The sequence below is a fragment of the Streptomyces sp. NPDC032472 genome (genome assembly GCF_040636955.1).
In the GTDB taxonomy this organism is placed as follows: domain Bacteria; phylum Actinomycetota; class Actinomycetes; order Streptomycetales; family Streptomycetaceae; genus Streptomyces.
Genome location: NZ_JBEZVK010000026.1, coordinates 89,837 through 106,144, shown reverse-complemented (window position 1 = coordinate 106,144; position 16,308 = coordinate 89,837). Strand labels below are relative to the sequence as shown.

Genomic DNA, 16,308 nt, shown 5'->3' with positions numbered 1-16,308 from the left:
GCACGGCGAAGGGCCGGTACTCCCCCGCTCGGGGGTGGAGTACCGGCCCTTCGCCGTGCTGCAGCGCCGCGGCGGCTCAGCCGAGCCGGGCCGCCAGCTTGAAGCGGGCCTCGCGCTGCCGCTGGTACAGCGCGAGCGTCTCGGCGTGCTGCTCCACGAGCCGGTCCTGATAGGCCTTCTCGACCGCGGCCCAGATGCCGACCAGGTTCACCTCGCGCTTGCACGCCACGTCGGCCTTGGCGGCCGCGACGGCCTTCGGCCCGGCCAGGTCCCCGTCCAACCCGAGCTTCCCGACCAGCTCGTACGGTGTCGGGATCCCGCCGTATCCGGACGAACCCATACAGGCCGACCACTTGGCGAGGACCTCCACGACCCGGGAGTCCCCCTTGGCGCGCTCGTGCGCCTCCGAGGCCAGGCCGAACGCGAACAGCAGGTCCACGCTGTCCTTCGTCGGCGCGTACAGCTTCCGGTAGCCCTCGCGCCCGCAGCCGCCGGCCGGCACCTTCATCCCGCCGACCTCGATCCCGCTGTCCACGCCGGCGGCCTCCTCCTCGCTCTTGGCGTCGGGTGCCTTCGCGCCCTGCCCGCCGCCCGGGACCTCGCCGTGCAGCACCGTGTACGCGCTGTCGCTCAACTGCGGCGGCGCCGGCTTGGCCGGACGCCCGGCGCCCGCGGTCTTGTCGTACCCGTGGGCCGCCGCGTACTCCGGGTCGGCCAGGCCGAACAGGTACCGGTGCCGGTCCTCGGGGGCGCCGCCGCCGGTCGGCGCGGCGGTGGAGACGCCCTCGTAGGTGAACCCGTACCGGGCCATGCACCGCGCGACGAGCCCCTCCTGGACCCGGCCCATGCGGGCCGACTCGGCCTCGGTGTCCGTGTACGCGTCCATCGGCAGCGCGATCGAGGCGGTGGCCGGGGACACGGCGACGGGACCGAGCTCGGGCTCGCCCTGCGCCCCGCCGCCGTCCCCGCCGGAGCAGCCGGCCAGGAGGGCGGCCGCCAGCAGGACGGCGGCCGGTGCGAGGGGCCGGCGCGGGCGCGGGCCCGGTCGGCGGGGGCGGGGACGGCGGGCGGTGCGCATCGGGTCAGGCTCCTTCGCCCGGATCAGGCGTGGAAGGTGTAGGTGGCAGAGCTGATCTTGTTCTTGAAGTTGGTGGACGCGTTGCCCCAGTAGTTGCTGGGGATTTCGCCGACATTGCCGTCGAGGCCCGCATCGGTGCCGACCTTCCAGGCGTACACGTCCCGGTTCCAGTAGGACTCGGTGTTGTCGTTGACCTTCTGGCCGCCGCCGGAGCAGCCGGACTTGAAGTAGTCGTCGCTGAAGTTGAGGTCCTCGCCGTACAGATCGAAAACGCAGCCGCCCCGGTTCGTCGTCCAGTACAGGCCGAACTCGTCGACTTCCAGGTTCCCGTCCTTGCCGTAAGCGGCCGACGGGCCTGCGACGGCCAGAACCGTCGCGCAGGCCGAAAAGACGGCCGCGCAGCCCACGGCGATTTTCCGCATTCCCTTGTCCATTTTTCGCGCTCCTCATTCCTCGGTGGTCTCGACGGCAGGCCGCAACGGCCGCATGACCGCGCGTGCCCGGCCTGGGATTCAACAGGCGAGGAGGGCGGCAGGAAAGAGCGTTTCTCACCTGATGGACAGTCATTTCTGTTGCCTGATCGGTAACTTGTGCTGCCGCAACACAAGTTCCTACTATCGGCCGACGCGCGCCGGCGGACACCCTCCGCACACGGACGCGCAAATTCCATTTCTCTCGGTCTGGGGAATCAAGCCGTGCACGCACGCAATATCGCCGCCCTGCTCCTGCTGACCCTTTCCCTGACGGCATGCAGCGGCGACAAGGAACCCGAGGCGAGCGACAGTCCGCCGCCGACCGCGCAGGAAATCGCCTACTTCGACTGCCTGGAAAAGCAGGGCGTCGCCGTCGTCCACACCGATTCCGGGGCGCCGCGCGAGGACAAGACCAAGCCCTGGAACGAAGCCGCGCACACGGCCTGCGCCGCCCTGAACCCGGCACCGAAGACACCGGCCCCGCCCACCGCGGAGGAACTGGCCGCCGCACGCAAGCAGTCCGAATGCCTGCGCGCCGAGGGCGTCACCTGGTACCCGGACCCCGACCCGGCCACCGGCGAGGTCGACCAGACCAAGGCCGCCCCCGAGCAGTGGGCCGCACTCAAGACCCGGCACGCCGCGGCCCTGGCGAAGTGCCGCCCGGCCAGGTGAGCACACTCGACCGGGGGCGCCGCGCCGTGCTCGCGGTGGTCGGCGCGGCCGCGCTGATGGCCGTCGGCGGGCTGGTGGCCACCGCGCTGGTGAAATCGCCCGCACAGGTCGCCGCCGAGACCGGGCCGCCCGTACAGCGCCCGCTGACCGCCGAGGTCGAGCAGCGCGTCCTCGCCACCCGGGTCGTCATGCGCGGCACCGTCACCGCCGACCAGAGCGTCGCCGTCTCCCCGCAGGGCATGCGCTCCGGCGAGGGCGCGGGAGCGGCCGTGGTGACCAAGCTGCCGCTGAAGGCCGGGGACGCCGTCACGGCCGGGCAGCTGCTCGCCGAGGTGTCCGGGCGGCCGGTGTTCGCCCTGCACGGCGGCCTGCCGATGTACCGGGACCTGCGGCCGGGGGCCACCGGCGACGACGTCGCACAGCTGCAGCAGGCCCTGCGTGCGCTCGGCCACGACCCGGGCGGGGACGCCAAGGGCGTCTTCGGGCCGGGTACGAAGGCTGCGCTGAGGGACCGGTACAAGGCCATCGGCTACGAGCCGCTGCCCGCCGTGGCCGACGGCGGGGCGGCGCTGAAGGCGGCGCGCGACGCGGTCCGCTCGGCCGAGTGGGCCGTGGAGGACGCCGAGGCCCAGGCCGCCGGGGCACAGGGCAGCGGGGCACAGGGAGCCGGCGCGCAGGGCAGCGGGGTGCAGCCCGGAGAGGCGGACGCCGGCAAGCCCGCCGCCGGGACCCAGGCCACGCCCGCCACCGCCACCGCCCCCACGGCCGAGCCGGCCGCCGGCTCCAAGGCGGCGGCCGACGCAGGCGCGAGGGAGCTGGCCCGGGCCCGCCAGGCCCTCGTCGAGGCCCGGGCCGCGCTGCGGGCCGCGGAGGCCGCCGACGGGCCGATGCTGCCCGCCTCCGAGGCGGTGTTCCTCTCGGGCTTCCCCGCCCGGGTCGGCTCGATCGGGGCGCAGATCGGCGCCCCCGTGACCGGGGCGGTCCTGACCGTGTCGGCCGGGGAGCTGGTGGTGGAGGCGTACCTGAAGGACGACAAGAAGCAGCTGCTGCGCGCCGGGATGCCGGTGGTGATCTCCTCCGAGGCCGTCGGCACCGACCTCCGGGGCAAGGTGGCCCTGGTGGCCGCCGAGCGCTCCTCCGGGCGGGCCGGGGGCGCGCAACAGGGCCAGGGCGGCGGCAGCCAGGACGCCAAGGGCGGCGGCTCCGGCCCCGGCGGCGGGAGCGGCGCGGCGGACCTCGGCCACCGGATGGTCGTCCGCGCCGAGGGGGCGCTGCCGGCGGCCCTGGCCGGGCAGGACGTACGGCTGACCGTGGAGTCCGCCGCCACCGACGGCGCGGCCCTGGTGGTGCCGGTCACCGCGGTCTCCGCGGGCGCGGACGGCCGCACCGTCGTCACCGCCGTCGCCCCCGACGGCAGCGCGCAGCACCGGGTGGAGGTCCGCACCGGCACCACGGGCGACGGCTTCGTCTCGGTGACCCCGACCCGGCAGGGCGCCCTCGCCCCCGGCACCCGGGTGGTCGTCGGGACCACCGCGGGCCCCCGGAAGGAAGCCCGCCGGTGACGCGGCCGCCCGTGATCGAGTTCCGCGGGGTCGGGCTCACGTACCCCGGGACGCCTCCCGTGGCGGCGCTGCAGCCGTGCGGGCTGACCGTGGAGCGGGGGGAGTTCATCACCGTCGTGGGGCCTTCCGGCTCCGGGAAGTCCACCTTCCTCAACGTCGCCGGGCTGCTCGACGCGCCCACCGCCGGCCGGTACCTCCTCGACGGGATCGACACCGCCGCCCTGCCCGACCGGGAGCGCACCGCCCTGCGCGGGCGGCGGATCGGGTTCGTGTTCCAGTCCTTCCACCTGCTGCCCCACCGCTCGGCCCTGGAGAACGTCACCCTCGCCATGCTGTACACCGAAGTGCCCCGCGCCGAACGCCTCGTACGGGCCCGCGACGCCCTCGGCCGGGTCGGGCTCGGGCACCGCGCGGACGCCGTCCCGGGCCGGCTGTCCGGCGGCGAGCGCCAGCGGGTCGCGATCGCCCGCGCCCTGGTCTCCGAGCCCTCGCTGCTGCTCTGCGACGAGCCCACCGGCAACCTCGACTCGGCCAACGCCGGCTCGGTCCTGGCCCTGCTGGACGAACTGCACGCCGCCGGCATGACCGTCCTGGTCATCACCCACGATCCGGCGGTCGCCGCCCGCGGCCGCCGCAGCCTGGCCATCCGCGACGGGCGGGTGTCCGGGTGAGGCCCCGTACGCCGCCCGCACCGTCGGGCGCCGCCGTCCCCCTGACCCGGCTGTCGGTCCGCGACGCGGTGTCCGAGGCCGTCGCCGGCATGCTGCGCCGCCCCGGCCGGACGGTGCTGACCGCGCTCGGCACCGTCCTCGGCGTCGGCAGTTTCGTGGCGGTGCTGGGGCTGACCGCCACCCTCTCCTCCCAGATCGACGGCCGGTTCACCGCCCTGACCGCCACCGAGGTCACCGTCGAGGACGTGGCCGGGCAGCACGACGAGTTCGCGGCCCCGGCCTTCCCCGCGGACGCCGAGGCCCGGCTGCGGCAGGTGGCGGGCATCGCCCACGCCGGGGTGCTGTGGACCGTACGCCTGGACACCACGACCCCGATCGCGGCCCTGCCCCCGTCCGCGGGCCCCGCCGCAGGCACCGGCGCCGGAGCCGGCACCGGCGGGGTGTCCGTCGTGGCCGCCTCCCCGGGGGCCGTCGCCGCCCTCGCCCCGGTCCTCGGGCAGGGCCGGCTCTACGACGACTTCGCCGAGCGGACCCGCCAGCGCGTCGCCGTCATCGGCAGCGGCGTCGCCGACCGCCTCGGCATCACCACCCTGGCCACCCGGCCCGTCGTGTACGTCGGCCAGGAGCCGTTCACCGTCGCGGGCGTCCTCGCCGACGTCGGCCGCAAACCGGAGCACCTGATGTCGGTCCTGGTGCCCCGGGCCACCGCCGAGGAGCTGTGGGGCCCGCCCGGGCCCGCGCAGGCGACCATGCTCATCGACACCGAGCTCGGCGCCGCCCGGCAGGTCGCCGAGCTCGCCCCGCTCGCCCTGCGCCCGGACCACCCCGAGCACCTGAAGGCCGTACCGCCGCCCGACCCCCGGATGCTGCGCTCGGCCGTGACCTCCGACCTCAGCGCGCTGTTCCTGCTGCTCGCCGGGATCTGCCTGGTCATCGGCGCGGTCGGGATCGCGAACACCACGCTCGTCGCCGTGCTGGAGCGGACCGGGGAGATCGGGCTGCGGCGGGCGCTCGGGGCCCGCGGCCGCCACATATCGGCGCAATTCCTGTTGGAATCGGCCGCTTTGGGCGCCCTGGGCGGCCTGGTCGGCACCTCGCTGGGCGAACTCACGGTGGTCGCCGTCGCCTTGGCCCGCGCCTGGACCCCCGTGATCCACCCGCTGACGGTCGCCGCCGCCCCGCTCGCCGGACTCCTGACCGGCCTGCTCGCCGGTGTTCACCCCGCGCTGCGGGCGGCCCGTGTCGAACCGGCCGAGGCCCTGCGAAGATAGCCGGGTGCAGTCGAGCGTACGGATCCGTGGAGGTGGTGGTCCCGTGGACACCGGACCGTACGAGGACCCCGGCAGCCCCGGTCCCGGCCCGGGCGATCCCACCGCGGCCCCCGCCGCGGCCGGTCTCTTCCTCCTCGCCGCCGGCGGCTTGCTGCTGAACACCACCCGCCCGTGGCACAAGCCGGGCCACCCGGCCCTGCTCGGCCTCACCTGGACGGTGGCCCTGGCCATGCTGCTGTGGGGCGCAACCCTCCTCACCCGCTCCATCCGCGCGGTCCACGGTCCCGGCGCCCCGCAGGATCCCGCCGCACTGGACGAACCGCCCCGCACCGGGGATGCCCCGGTTTGGCCCGCCTGAGCAACTCCTCCGCCACGATTTTTCCTACCGGCGGTGTTACGTTTTAACCATGAGCAGCCATGCAGTCCCCCAGCCCACCGAGCGGGCCGGTAAGAGATCCGTATCGCTGGCGCAATCGCTGATCAAGGAAGTCGAGGAGCGCACGGGCAAGAACGGCTTCTCCTCCGTCGTGGCCGAAGCCTTGGAGGAGTGGCTCGCCGCTCAGAAGCTCCGGGAGATCGTGGCCGCCGACCGCAAGGCGTTCGGCCCCGTCTCCGCCGAAGCACGGCGGCAGGCGGAACAGGAGTGGTGAGCAAGCGCCTCAAGATCAAGCCCAAGAGAGAAGGCACGCTCTTCCTGGACGCCCAAGGGCTTTCCCTGCACGTCGACGGCGACGAGGGAATGCGGGCGCGCATCGAGGTTGCTCAGCAGAGCGGCCGGCGCGTAGCCCTGTCTGCCTTGACCCCCTTGGAGGTGCGCCGGACCGGCGACGCCGCCAAGCGGCTGCAGTTCCTGCTGTCCCGTTTCGACGTCAAGCCGGTCAGTGACGCGGTGACGGACGCCGCGGCGAAGCTGCTGGACGCTTCGGGCCTCGACGGACACGAATGCCTGGTGGATGCACTCGTCGTGGCCACTGCCGCGCTGTGCACACCTCCGGTGCTGCTCGTCACGTCCGACACGTCGCACATTCCGGCCCTGTGCAAGGCTGCCCGGGAACTCCCCGGCGGGCCGACGGTGAAAATCGTCAACGCCTGAGGGTTCCCCCGGCGTTCGCCGGGCCGCTCGGCCTCGTGCCTCGCGACCCGGCAGGCCACCGTCAGGCCCGGGGGGCCACCTTCGAGAGGCCGTTGATGATGCGGTCCATCGCGTCGCCGCCCGCCGGATCGGTCAGGTTGGCCAGCATCTTCAGCGTGAACCGCATCAGCACCGGGTGCGTCAGGCCGCGCTGCGTGGCGACCTTCATGACCTTCGGGTTCCCGATCAGCTTCACGAAGGCGCGGCCCAGCGAGTAGTAGCCGCCGTAGGTCTCCTTGAGCACCTTCGGGTAGTTGTGCAGCGCCAGCTCCCGCTGCGCCGGCGTCGCCCGGGCCACGGCCTGCACGATCACGTCCGCCGCGATCTTCCCGGACTCCATCGCGTAGGCGATGCCCTCGCCGTTGAACGGGTTGACGAGCCCGCCCGCGTCACCGACGAGCAGCAGCCCCTTGGTGTAGTGCGGCTGCCGGTTGAACGCCATCGGCAGCGCCGCACCGCGGATCGGCTGCGTCATGTTCTCCGGGGTGTAGCCCCAGTCCTCCGGCATGGACGCGCACCACGCCTTGAGCACCTCGCGCCAGTCCAGCTCCCGGAAGGCGGAGGAGGAGTTCAGGATGCCGAGGCCGACGTTCGACGTGCCGTCGCCCATGCCGAAGATCCAGCCGTAGCCGGGCAGCAGCCGGTCCTGCGGGCCGCGCCGGTCCCACAGCTCCAGCCAGGACTCCAGGTAGTCGTCGTCGTGCCGCGGCGAGGTGAAGTACGTACGCACCGCGACGCCCATCGGGCGGTCCTCGCGCCGGTGCAGGCCCATCGCCAGCGACAGGCGCGAGGAGTTGCCGTCGGCCGCGACGACCAGCGGGGCGTGGAAGGTGACCGGGGTCTTCTCCTCGCCCAGCTTGGCGTGCACGCCGGTGATGCGCCCGGTCCGGGCGTCGCGCACCGGCTCGCCCACGTTGCACCGCTCGTACAGCCGGGCGCCCGCCTTCTGCGCCTGACGGGCCAGCGTCTCGTCGAAGTCGTCGCGCTTGCGCACGAGTCCGTAGTCCGGGAAGGAGGCGAGTTCCGGCCAGTCCAGCTGCAGCCGCTGCCCGCCGCCGATGATCCGCAGGCCCTTGTTGCGCAGCCAGCCGGCTTCTTCGGAGATGTCGATGCCCATCGCCACCAGCTGCTTCGTCGCCCGCGGCGTCAGGCCGTCACCGCAGACCTTCTCGCGCGGGAACGCCGTCTTCTCCAGCAGCAGGACGTCCAGTCCGGCCTTGGCGAGGTAGTGGGCGGTGGTCGAGCCGGCGGGCCCGGCCCCGACGACGATCACGTCCGCGGAGTGTTCGGAGAGGTGCTCGGTCACTGCGGGGTCTCCCGAAGGCTCGAATAAGGGTGCCGGGCGGCACAGGACATGTGCAGTCTATGCAGCAAGAGAGATCGCGAATCCGAAGGGTTACCAGATGACAACCTCGCCGACGTCGTCGACCCGGCCGCTCCCCGCGGTGCAGCTGCGGGTGCCCACCGACGAGGACGCGCACGCCTGGCACCACGTCTTCGCCGACCCCGCCGTGATGGAGTTCCTCGGCGGCCCGGCCGAGCTGTCCGCGTACGAGGAGTTCACGGCGCGCCAGCGGATGCACGACGCACAGCTCGGCTACTGCCTGTGGACGCTGCTGGACGACGACGGCGAGGTCCTCGGCTTCACCGGCGCCCAGCCGTGGCCCGCCGAGAAGGCGTGGGGCCCCGTCGGCGAGATCGAGATCGGCTGGCGCCTGGCCCGCTCCGCCTGGGGCAAGGGCTACGCGTACGCCGCCGCGCTGGCGACCCTGGAGCGGGTCCGCGCCGCGGGCGTCCCCCGCGTCGTCGCGATGATCGACGAGGCGAACGTCCGCTCGTCGGCGGTGGCCGAACGCCTCGGCATGACCCTGGAGGACACCTTCCCCCTCCCCGGCGGCACCCGCAGGGGCCGCCGCTACGCCCTCACGTTCTGAGGGCGCCGGTCGGACGTCAGAAGACGGAAGTCAGAAGACGGACAGCCCGGTCAGGGTCGTGAACCGGTCCAGGGCCGCCACGCCCGCCACCGAGTTGCCGCGGCTGTCCAGCCCCGGGCTCCACACCGCGAGGGAGCACAGCCCCGGGACGACGGCGACGATGCCGCCGCCGACCCCGCTCTTGCCGGGCAGGCCGACGCGGTAGGCGAACTCGCCCGCCGCGTCGTACGTCCCGCAGGTCATCATCACCGCGTTGATCTGCTTGGCCTCGCTGCGCGTCAGCAGTCGCGAGCCGTCGGCACGCAGCCCGTGCCGGGCCAGGAACAGCCCGGCGCGGGCCAGGTCGGCGCAGCTCATCTCGATCGAGCACTGCCAGAAGTAGTGGTCGAGCAGGGCCGGCACCGGGTTGTCGATGTTCCCGTACGAGGCCATGAAGTGGGCCAGCGCCGCGTTGCGGTCGCCGTGCTCGTGCTCGGAGGCGGCGACCTCGGCGTCGAAGCAGACGTCCGGGTTGCCGCTCTCCTTGCGCAGGAACTCCAGCAGCTCACTGCTCGCGTCGCCGGTCAGCGTCTGCAGCCGGTCGGTGACGACGAGGGCGCCCGCGTTGATGAACGGATTGCGCGGGATGCCGTTCTCGTACTCCAGCTGCACCAGCGAGTTGAACGGGTTGCCCGACGGCTCGCGGCCCACCCGCTCCCACAGGCTGTCACCGCCCTCGGCGAGCGCCAGCGCCAGCGCGAAGACCTTGGTGATGGACTGCGCCGAGAACGGCACCTGCCAGTCCCCGACCCCGAAGACGTTCCCGTCGAGGTCGGCCACCGCCATCCCGAACCGGCGCGGGTCCACCGTCGCCAGGGCGGGGATGTACTCGGCGGGCGTACCGCTGCCGACCAGCGGGGCCACGTCCGCGGCGATCTGCTCCAGCAGCCCCGCGTGGACGAGCGGCCCGGTGTGCACCCCCACGGCAGCTCAGGCCTTGACGCCGCGGTGCAGCGCGACGATGCCGCCGCTGAGGTTGCGCCAGGCCACCTTCGACCAGCCGGCCTTCTGCAGCAGCGCCGCCAGCGCTGGCTGCTCGGGCCACTCCCGGATCGACTCGGCGAGGTACACGTACGCCTCCGGGTTGGAGGACACCGCGCGGGCCACCGGCGGCAGGGCGCGCATCAGGTACTCCATGTACACCGTACGGAACGGGCCCCACGTGGGCTGCGAGAACTCGCAGATGACGACCTGGCCGCCGGGCTTGGTCACCCGGTACAGCTCGCGCAGCGCGGCGTCGGTGTCCTGCACGTTGCGCAGGCCGAAGGAGATCGTCACGGTGTCGAAGACGTCGTCCTTGAACGGCAGCTTCGTCGCGTCGCCGGCGGTCAGGGGGAGCCAGGCGTGCTTCTTCTTGCCCTCGCGGAGCATGCCGAGGGAGAAGTCGCACGGCACGACGTACGCGCCCGTCGCGGCGAACGGCAGCGAGGAGGTCGCGGTCCCCGCGGCCAGGTCCAGCACCGTGTGCCCGGGGCGGGCGGCGACCGCCTTGGCGACCTCCTTGCGCCACAGGCGGGCCTGGCCGAGGGAGAGCACGTCGTTGGTGAGGTCGTAGTTCGCCGCCACGCCGTCGAACATGGAGGCGACTTCGTGCGGCTGCTTGTCCAGGGAAGCGCGGGTCACTGGCGTGGGCCCCTCAGGTGCGGTGGGTTCCGATTGACGGTCGGAGTCCATCCTCTCAGGCCGCCGCCCGGGCTGGACCGGCCCCCACCACCTCCCGCTGCGCGGAGCCGTTCCCCTCCCCGCCCCTTCCCGAAACCGGGCTCCGCCCGGACCCCGCGCGGCGTTGAGCGCACCGGGCGCGGAGCGCCCGGGTCCTTCAGCCCCGCCGGCGATTGAGGCGAGCGGGGGCCGGGGCCGCAGGACCCGCTTTCGGGAAGGGGCGGGGAGGGGACTGGCTCCGCGCAGCGGCAGCGGCAGCGGCAGCGGGAGACGGCCGGTCAGCGGCGGCGGTGGAGGAGGCGGCCGCCGATGACGGTGGCCACGCAGGTGGTGGCGCCCAGCGCCGGCAACTCGGCCAAGCCCGGCACCGCGAAGACCGCGAAGCGGGCGGGGGCACCCGGCTCCAGGCCCCCGAGGAAGGCTTCCTCGGCAGCCGCCCGGCCCGCGAACGGGTCCAGGGAGGCCGGCACCGCCGCCGAGGCAACCGGCGGCAGCAAAACCAGGCCCGACCGGGCCACCGCCGTGCGGACCGCCGGCACGGTGAGCCGGCCCGTCACGGCCACCACCCCACGGGCCAGCAGCTTCTGCGTCCCCCGCCGCGCACTACCGCCCCACCGGGCCTCGGAAGACCCCGGCTCGGCGACGACGGCAGCCTCGTACGCCTCGTCGGGGTAGTACGTCTCCTCCAGCAGCTCCCGCGCCCCGTGCACCACCAGCCCCGGCGTCAGCACCCCGGGCCAGCGCCGCACCCGCGCATGCGGCCGGGCCGCGCCGAGCTCCTCGTACGGCCCGACCCCGGCGATCCGGTCACCCTCGACGAGCACCGCCCCGCCGGGCACCGGCACGGTCCCGGCCCCGGCGACCAGCAGCTCCGCGGTGTGCAGCGTCAGCATGGCGGTGGCAGCAGCAGCCGGATCACTGCGTCGAGATCAGCTTCAGCTCGGGGTGCGCCGTGCCGCCCTCGATCGCCGTGGAGGAGATGTGCGAGACCACGCGGTCGTCGACCGGGTCGTTCGCCGGGTCCTCGTGCACGACGAGGTGCTCGTACGTCGTCGCGCGCTGCGCCGGCACGCGCCCCGCCTTGCGGATCAGGTCGATGATCTCCTGGCGGTTGGAGCGGTGCTTGGCGCCGGCCGAGGAGACCACGTTCTCCTCGAGCATGATGGAGCCGAGGTCGTCCGCGCCGTAGTGCAGGGCGAGCTGCCCGGCCTCCTTGCCGACGGTCAGCCAGGAGCCCTGGATGTGGGCGACGTTGTCCAGGAACAGCCGCGCGATCGCGATCATGCGCAGGTACTCGAAGACCGTCGCCTGGGTCCGGCCCTTGAGGTGGTTGTTCTCGGGCTGGTACGTGTACGGGATGAACGCGCGGAAGCCGCCCGTGCGGTCCTGCACGTCCCGGATCATCGCGATGTGCTCGATGCGCTCGGCGTTGGTCTCCCCGGTGCCCATCAGCATGGTGGAGGTGGACTCCACGCCCAGGTTGTGGGCGAGCTCCATGATCTCCAGCCAGCGCTCGCCGGACTCCTTCAGCGGGGCGATCGCCTTGCGCGGCCGCTCCGGCAGCAGTTCGGCGCCGGCGCCCGCGAAGGAGTCCAGGCCGGCGGCGTGGATGCGGCGGATGGCCTCCTCGGCGCTGACGCCGGAGATGCGGGCCATGTGCTCGACCTCGGACGCGCCGAGGGAGTGGATGACCAGCTGCGGGAAGGCCTTCTTGATGGCGGCGAAGTGCTCCTCGTAGTACTCCACCCCGTAGTCGGGGTGGTGCCCGCCCTGGAACATCACCTGCGTGCCACCGAGCTCGACGGTCTCCGCGCAGCGGCGCAGGATGTCGTCGAGGTCGCGGGTCCAGCCCTTCTTGGTGTCCTTCGGGGCCGCGTAGAAGGCGCAGAACTTGCACGCCGTGACGCACACGTTGGTGTAGTTGATGTTGCGCTCGATGATGTACGTGGCGATGTGCTCGGTGCCGGCGTAGCGGCGGCGGCGCACCGCGTCGGCGGCCTGGCCCAGCGCGTGCAGCGGGGCGTGCCGGTAGAGGTCGAGCGCCTCCTCCTTGGTGATCCGGCCCCCTGCGGCGGCGCGGTCGAGGACAGACTGGAGAGCGGCCTGGTCGGTCACCGGTGCGTCACCCTTCGGCGGTGTGTCAAGAGGTCCGGACCGAGCCAGCCTACGCCAGGGCCCGTGCGGGGATTTCACGGGATGCGGGTCAGGTCGCCCTCCGGGTTGCCGGCGGCGCCGTCGCCCGAGCGGTAGTGGAGCTTTCCGTTCGCCTTGAGGGTGAAGCGCTCGTCGTCGGAGCCCTTGGAGCAGATGCCCGGGGCGGGGTTGGGGTTGCCGGTGGTGTCCAGGATGACGGAGTGGTCGGTGGCGGCGCCGAGCTTCCAGTTGCCGCTGCAGTCGGTGTTGAAGACCGGGAGGACCGACTTGTCCCGGCCGACGACCTCGCCGACCTTGCCGGCCTTGATGGTGATCTCGAACTCGGTGCTGACGCCCATCCGGGCGGTGGTGACCGTGCCCTTCCAGGTGCCGACGATCTCCTTGGGCACGTCGTGCCGGGTCCCCCAGCTGCCGCCGCCGCCCTCGCTCTCGCTCGCGTCCGGACTCGGCGTGGAGGACTCGTCCGAGTCCGACTCCGAGGGCGTCGGGGAGGTGTCGTCCGACTCGGAGGCGGCCGGCGGAGTGGCCGTCACTCCCCCCTCCTTCGCGTCCCTGCCGCCACCGGGCAGCAGGCCGAGCCCGTACAGCCCGCCGGACAGGGCAGCCAGTACGGCGGCCGCGGCGACCACCACCGTGCAGCTGAGGCGCCGCCCGGCCGCGGTGACGGTGACCTTGCGCCCGGCGCCGTCGCCGGCGCCTGCGTGGCCCGGCGCGGTCCGCGGCTGCGGCACGGAGGCCGCACCGCCGCCGGTCTGCGTCGGCGTCTGCCCCGGCGCGGGCGTCGGCGTCCCGTACGGCCCCGCCGGCGCGGCGTACGAGGCCCCGGCCGGGTCCCCGTAGGAGGGGTCGGGCGCGCCGAAGGACCCGATGCCGGGCCCGCCGACGGGCACCCGGTCCCCGTACGAGGGCGTCGCGAACGGCACCTGCCTCGGCTCGTCCTCGGGCGCGGCGGCCTCCAGGTCGAGCAGGGCCACGGCCGCGCGGCTGGCCTCCTCCAGTACGGGGGCGGGCAGCCGGCCGGGGGCGAGCAGGGCCCCGTCGAGGGCCGCCGCGACCTGCTCCGGGGTGGGCCGGGCGGCGGCCGACTTGTCCAGGCAGGCCGCGACCAGCTCGCGCAGCCCGTCCTCAGCGGGAACCTCGTCCAGGTCGGGCGCCTCGTGGACGACCTTGTAGAGCAGGGTCGCCGAGTTGTCGCCGGTGAAGGGGGGCCGCCCGGTCGCCGCGAAGGCCAGCACCGCGCCGAGGGAGAACACGTCGGCGGCGGCGGTGACGCCCTTGCCGAGGATCTGCTCGGGCGACATGTAGCCGGGGGAGCCGATGGAGACCCCGGTGGAGGTGAGGGAGGCGGTGCCGTCGGTGGCCCGGGCGATCCCGAAGTCGATCAGGCGGGGCCCGTCGACGGTCAGCATCACGTTCGAGGGCTTCACGTCGCGGTGGACGAGCCCGAGGCCGTGCACGGCCACCAGGGCGCGGGCCAGGCCCTCGCCGACGGCCCGTACCGAGCCGTGCGGGAGCGGCCCGTGCGCGGCCACCGCCCCGGCCAGGGACGGCCCTGCCACGTACCCGGTCGCCACCCACGGCACCGGCGCCTCGGGGTCGGCGTCCAGTACGGGCGCGGTCCACTCGCCGCCGACCCGCCGCGCGGCATCCACCTCGCGGCGGAAGCGCTCGCGGAACTCCGTGTCGGACGCGAAATGCGGGTGCACGATCTTGACGGCCACCGTCCGTCCGCCCGCGCTGCGGCCCAGGTACACGCGCCCCATGCCGCCCGAGCCGAGCCGGCCCAGCAGCCGGTATGCGCCGATGGTCCGCGGTTCGTCGGCCTCGAGCGGCTGCATCGCGTCCCCCTCCCCCGTGGTGCCTCGCGTGTGCCTTCGCCTGGCGGGCGTGATCCGGAGCGGACCGCCCAGCAGCACCTTAGGGGTGTTCCGGTACCGGTCGGGGCCGTTCCGCCGGGCTGGATCCCTGCGGGCATCTGCACCGAGCCTGCTGGTCGGGGCCGACGACACCGTGTCGCCCGGGCGAGGGTTCCGCATGCGGGCGGGCCGCGGGTCCGGACCTCGCCATTTCATTTGCGGCCGGGCATCCGGAATGCGAAAAGATCCGGAATTCGCGGGAAACAAACCGGACCGCCGGCGACATCCGATAAACCGATCACACGACCGCGGACCGACCGCCGGACCGACCGCGGACGACCGCCGGACCGATCACGCAATCGATCACCGAAACCGGCCCCGGAAACGGTCAGGACGCCGTCAGCAGCTCCACCCGGACATCCGCCGGATACCCCGTCGCGGACCCCGTACGACGCGCGAATTCCCGTACGCCGGCGAGCTGTTCCGGCCCGAAGCGGAAGTCGAGCGTGGTGAAGTACCGCTCCAGCAGGGCCGCGTCGAAGGCCTCCCAGCGGGCCGCCTGCTCGGCCACCTTGGCGACCTCCTCCAGGGAGATGTCGCGGGACTCCAGAAAGGCCCCGTGCACCTCGCGGACCACGCCCGGCTCGCGGTCCAGGTACTCCTTGCGGGTGGCCCAGACGGCGAAGACGAACGGCAGCCCGGTCCACTCCTTCCACATCAGCCCCAGGTCGTGCACCTCCAGGCCGAGCCGGGGCGCATCGTGCAGCGAGGCGCGCAGCGCGGCGTCGCCGATCAGCACGGCCGCGTCGGCCTCCTGCATCATCAGCCCCAGGTCGGGCGGGCAGGAGAAGTAGTCGGGCCGGACCCCGTACTGCTCGGACAGCAGCAGCTGGGCCAGCCGTACGGAGGTCCGGGAGGTCGAGCCGAGGGCGACGCGGGCACCGTCGAGACGGTCCAGCGGCACCTGGGACACGATCACGCAGGACATCACCGGGCCGTCGCAGCCGACTGCGAGATCGGGGAAGGCCACCAGCTGATCGGCATTGCGCAGGAACTCCACCAGGGTGACCGGCGCGATGTCCAGCTCGCCCCGCACGAGCTGCTCACTGAGCTTCTCGGGCGTGTCCTTGCTCAGCTCCAGGTCCAGCAGCGTGCCGGTTCTGGCCAGTCCCCAGTAGAGGGGAAGGCAGTTCAGGAACTGAATGTGGCCCACGCGGGGCCGGCTGCGATAGAGGTCCACATCGCGAGACTAGCCGGAGGCCCTGCGTCAGCCTTCCCGCGGGTCTCAAACGTCCGGGTGACGTGATCTTTCCCTCTGGTCTCGGCGACCCTGTGCGTGCTAGGCTTCAAGGCAAGTTGCAGTTTGGTTTCCCTTGCAGTACGAAGCCTGCGGAGAATGTGACCCGCAGGCTTTTGTAGTTTTCAGACTTCTTAGCAGGTTCTGGAGCAGGGCGACCCTTTGGCCCATAGGAGGGCTCATGGCTACCGGAACCGTGAAGTGGTTCAACGCTGAAAAGGGCTTCGGCTTCATCGCCCAGGACGGCGGCGGCCCGGATGTCTTCGTCCACTACTCCGCGATCAACGCGTCTGGCTTCCGCTCCCTCGAGGAGAACCAGACCGTGAACTTCGACGTCACGCAGGGTCCGAAGGGTCCCCAGGCGGAGAACGTCACCCCGGTCTAATCGACCCGGGCCAACCGTCGCGGTTGGAAGCAGTACCCAAGGAGCCCTGCCCCTCCGCTTGCGCGGAGGGGCAGGGCTCCTGCCTTTTCCCTCCGGGGGGCGCGGGGCCTAGCGCGGGCCGC

18 protein-coding genes are annotated in these 16,308 nt (G+C 73.2%); 9 read left to right on the top strand and 9 right to left on the bottom strand.

Going from position 1 to position 16,308, the window contains the following annotated elements:
* Positions 1-76: 76 nt before the first annotated feature.
* Together AB0F11_RS19720 and AB0F11_RS19715 are read right to left on the bottom strand one after the other, a co-directional pair.
* A complete protein-coding gene (locus tag AB0F11_RS19720; RefSeq protein ID WP_362175092.1) occupies positions 77-1,078 on the bottom strand; it encodes a hypothetical protein in 1,002 nt (333 codons plus the stop codon).
* Between the two features lie 23 nt (positions 1,079-1,101).
* A complete protein-coding gene (locus tag AB0F11_RS19715) occupies positions 1,102-1,512 on the bottom strand; it encodes a hypothetical protein (RefSeq protein ID WP_362175089.1) in 411 nt (136 codons plus the stop codon).
* A gap of 261 nt (positions 1,513-1,773) precedes the next feature.
* Here AB0F11_RS19715 and AB0F11_RS19710 point away from each other — a divergent pair, with 261 nt between their 5' ends.
* Genes AB0F11_RS19710 through AB0F11_RS19680 form a run of 7 tightly spaced genes read left to right on the top strand, consistent with a single transcriptional unit; the run spans position 1,774 to position 6,820 of the window.
* The gene (locus AB0F11_RS19710; protein WP_362175086.1) at positions 1,774-2,223 is read left to right on the top strand and encodes a hypothetical protein; all 450 of its coding nucleotides are present in this window, start codon (positions 1,774-1,776) and stop codon (positions 2,221-2,223) included.
* Positions 2,220-3,785, top strand: coding sequence for a peptidoglycan-binding domain-containing protein (locus AB0F11_RS19705; protein ID WP_362175083.1), 1,566 nt, complete (start codon positions 2,220-2,222; stop codon positions 3,783-3,785). The genes AB0F11_RS19710 and AB0F11_RS19705 overlap by 4 nt, the downstream gene beginning before the upstream one ends.
* Positions 3,782-4,456 carry an ABC transporter ATP-binding protein gene (locus AB0F11_RS19700; RefSeq protein WP_362175081.1) on the top strand — a complete coding sequence of 225 codons (675 nt, stop codon included), beginning with the start codon at positions 3,782-3,784 and terminating at the stop codon, positions 4,454-4,456. Before AB0F11_RS19705 ends, AB0F11_RS19700 begins: the two co-directional genes overlap by 4 nt.
* Positions 4,453-5,727, top strand: a complete 1,275-nt coding sequence (locus tag AB0F11_RS19695; protein ID WP_362175078.1) for an ABC transporter permease — start codon at positions 4,453-4,455, stop codon at positions 5,725-5,727. Before AB0F11_RS19700 ends, AB0F11_RS19695 begins: the two co-directional genes overlap by 4 nt.
* 43 nt (positions 5,728-5,770) lie before the next feature.
* Positions 5,771-6,085 carry a hypothetical protein gene (locus AB0F11_RS19690; protein ID WP_362175075.1) on the top strand — a complete coding sequence of 105 codons (315 nt, stop codon included), beginning with the start codon at positions 5,771-5,773 and terminating at the stop codon, positions 6,083-6,085.
* A 49-nt stretch (positions 6,086-6,134) separates the two neighbouring features.
* Positions 6,135-6,377: a hypothetical protein gene (locus AB0F11_RS19685; RefSeq protein ID WP_362175072.1), complete on the top strand. Its 243-nt coding sequence runs from the start codon at positions 6,135-6,137 to the stop codon at positions 6,375-6,377.
* The gene (locus AB0F11_RS19680) at positions 6,374-6,820 is read left to right on the top strand and encodes a DNA-binding protein (protein WP_362175070.1); all 447 of its coding nucleotides are present in this window, start codon (positions 6,374-6,376) and stop codon (positions 6,818-6,820) included. Before AB0F11_RS19685 ends, AB0F11_RS19680 begins: the two co-directional genes overlap by 4 nt.
* Before the next feature lie 61 nt (positions 6,821-6,881).
* Here the strand turns inward: AB0F11_RS19680 and AB0F11_RS19675 are convergent, their stop codons facing one another.
* Positions 6,882-8,165, bottom strand: a complete 1,284-nt coding sequence (locus AB0F11_RS19675; protein ID WP_362175067.1) for a geranylgeranyl reductase family protein — start codon at positions 8,163-8,165, stop codon at positions 6,882-6,884.
* A 97-nt stretch (positions 8,166-8,262) separates the two neighbouring features.
* Here AB0F11_RS19675 and AB0F11_RS19670 point away from each other — a divergent pair, with 97 nt between their 5' ends.
* Positions 8,263-8,793, top strand: coding sequence for a GNAT family N-acetyltransferase (locus tag AB0F11_RS19670; protein WP_362175064.1), 531 nt, complete (start codon positions 8,263-8,265; stop codon positions 8,791-8,793).
* A 30-nt stretch (positions 8,794-8,823) separates the two neighbouring features.
* Here the strand turns inward: AB0F11_RS19670 and AB0F11_RS19665 are convergent, their stop codons facing one another.
* The 6 genes from AB0F11_RS19665 to AB0F11_RS19640 form a co-directional block, all read right to left on the bottom strand.
* Positions 8,824-9,756, bottom strand: a complete 933-nt coding sequence (locus tag AB0F11_RS19665) for a glutaminase (RefSeq protein ID WP_362175061.1) — start codon at positions 9,754-9,756, stop codon at positions 8,824-8,826.
* A 6-nt stretch (positions 9,757-9,762) separates the two neighbouring features.
* Positions 9,763-10,455: a demethylmenaquinone methyltransferase gene (locus tag AB0F11_RS19660; protein WP_362175058.1), complete on the bottom strand. Its 693-nt coding sequence runs from the start codon at positions 10,453-10,455 to the stop codon at positions 9,763-9,765.
* Between the two features lie 317 nt (positions 10,456-10,772).
* Positions 10,773-11,387 carry a hypothetical protein gene (locus tag AB0F11_RS19655; protein ID WP_362175055.1) on the bottom strand — a complete coding sequence of 205 codons (615 nt, stop codon included), beginning with the start codon at positions 11,385-11,387 and terminating at the stop codon, positions 10,773-10,775.
* Between the two features lie 22 nt (positions 11,388-11,409).
* The gene (gene mqnC / locus AB0F11_RS19650) at positions 11,410-12,609 is read right to left on the bottom strand and encodes a cyclic dehypoxanthinyl futalosine synthase (RefSeq protein WP_362175052.1); all 1,200 of its coding nucleotides are present in this window, start codon (positions 12,607-12,609) and stop codon (positions 11,410-11,412) included.
* Positions 12,610-12,683: 74 nt separating this feature from the next.
* Positions 12,684-14,486, bottom strand: a complete 1,803-nt coding sequence (locus AB0F11_RS19645; RefSeq protein ID WP_362175049.1) for a protein kinase — start codon at positions 14,484-14,486, stop codon at positions 12,684-12,686.
* A gap of 406 nt (positions 14,487-14,892) precedes the next feature.
* Positions 14,893-15,744 (bottom strand): menaquinone biosynthesis protein, encoded by an 852-nt coding sequence (locus tag AB0F11_RS19640; RefSeq protein WP_362175046.1) that lies wholly within the window; start codon positions 15,742-15,744, stop codon positions 14,893-14,895.
* A 238-nt stretch (positions 15,745-15,982) separates the two neighbouring features.
* Between AB0F11_RS19640 and AB0F11_RS19635 the strand changes: the two genes are divergently transcribed.
* Positions 15,983-16,186 carry a cold-shock protein gene (locus tag AB0F11_RS19635; RefSeq protein ID WP_019707740.1) on the top strand — a complete coding sequence of 68 codons (204 nt, stop codon included), beginning with the start codon at positions 15,983-15,985 and terminating at the stop codon, positions 16,184-16,186.
* Positions 16,187-16,308: the final 122 nt, after the last annotated feature.

Bases quoted from the DNA above. Each gene is read 5' to 3' on its own strand.
- AB0F11_RS19635 (WP_019707740.1), top strand. From the start codon at position 15,983: ATGGCTACCGGAACCGTGAAGTGGTTCAACGCTGAAAAGGGCTTCGGC.
- AB0F11_RS19715 (WP_362175089.1), bottom strand. From the start codon at position 1,512: ATGGACAAGGGAATGCGGAAAATCGCCGTGGGCTGCGCGGCCGTCTTT.
- AB0F11_RS19720 (WP_362175092.1), bottom strand. From the start codon at position 1,078: ATGCGCACCGCCCGCCGTCCCCGCCCCCGCCGACCGGGCCCGCGCCCG.
- AB0F11_RS19655 (WP_362175055.1), bottom strand. From the start codon at position 11,387: ATGCTGACGCTGCACACCGCGGAGCTGCTGGTCGCCGGGGCCGGGACC.
- AB0F11_RS19685 (WP_362175072.1), top strand. From the start codon at position 6,135: ATGAGCAGCCATGCAGTCCCCCAGCCCACCGAGCGGGCCGGTAAGAGA.
- AB0F11_RS19670 (WP_362175064.1), top strand. From the start codon at position 8,263: ATGACAACCTCGCCGACGTCGTCGACCCGGCCGCTCCCCGCGGTGCAG.
- AB0F11_RS19645 (WP_362175049.1), bottom strand. From the start codon at position 14,486: ATGCAGCCGCTCGAGGCCGACGAACCGCGGACCATCGGCGCATACCGG.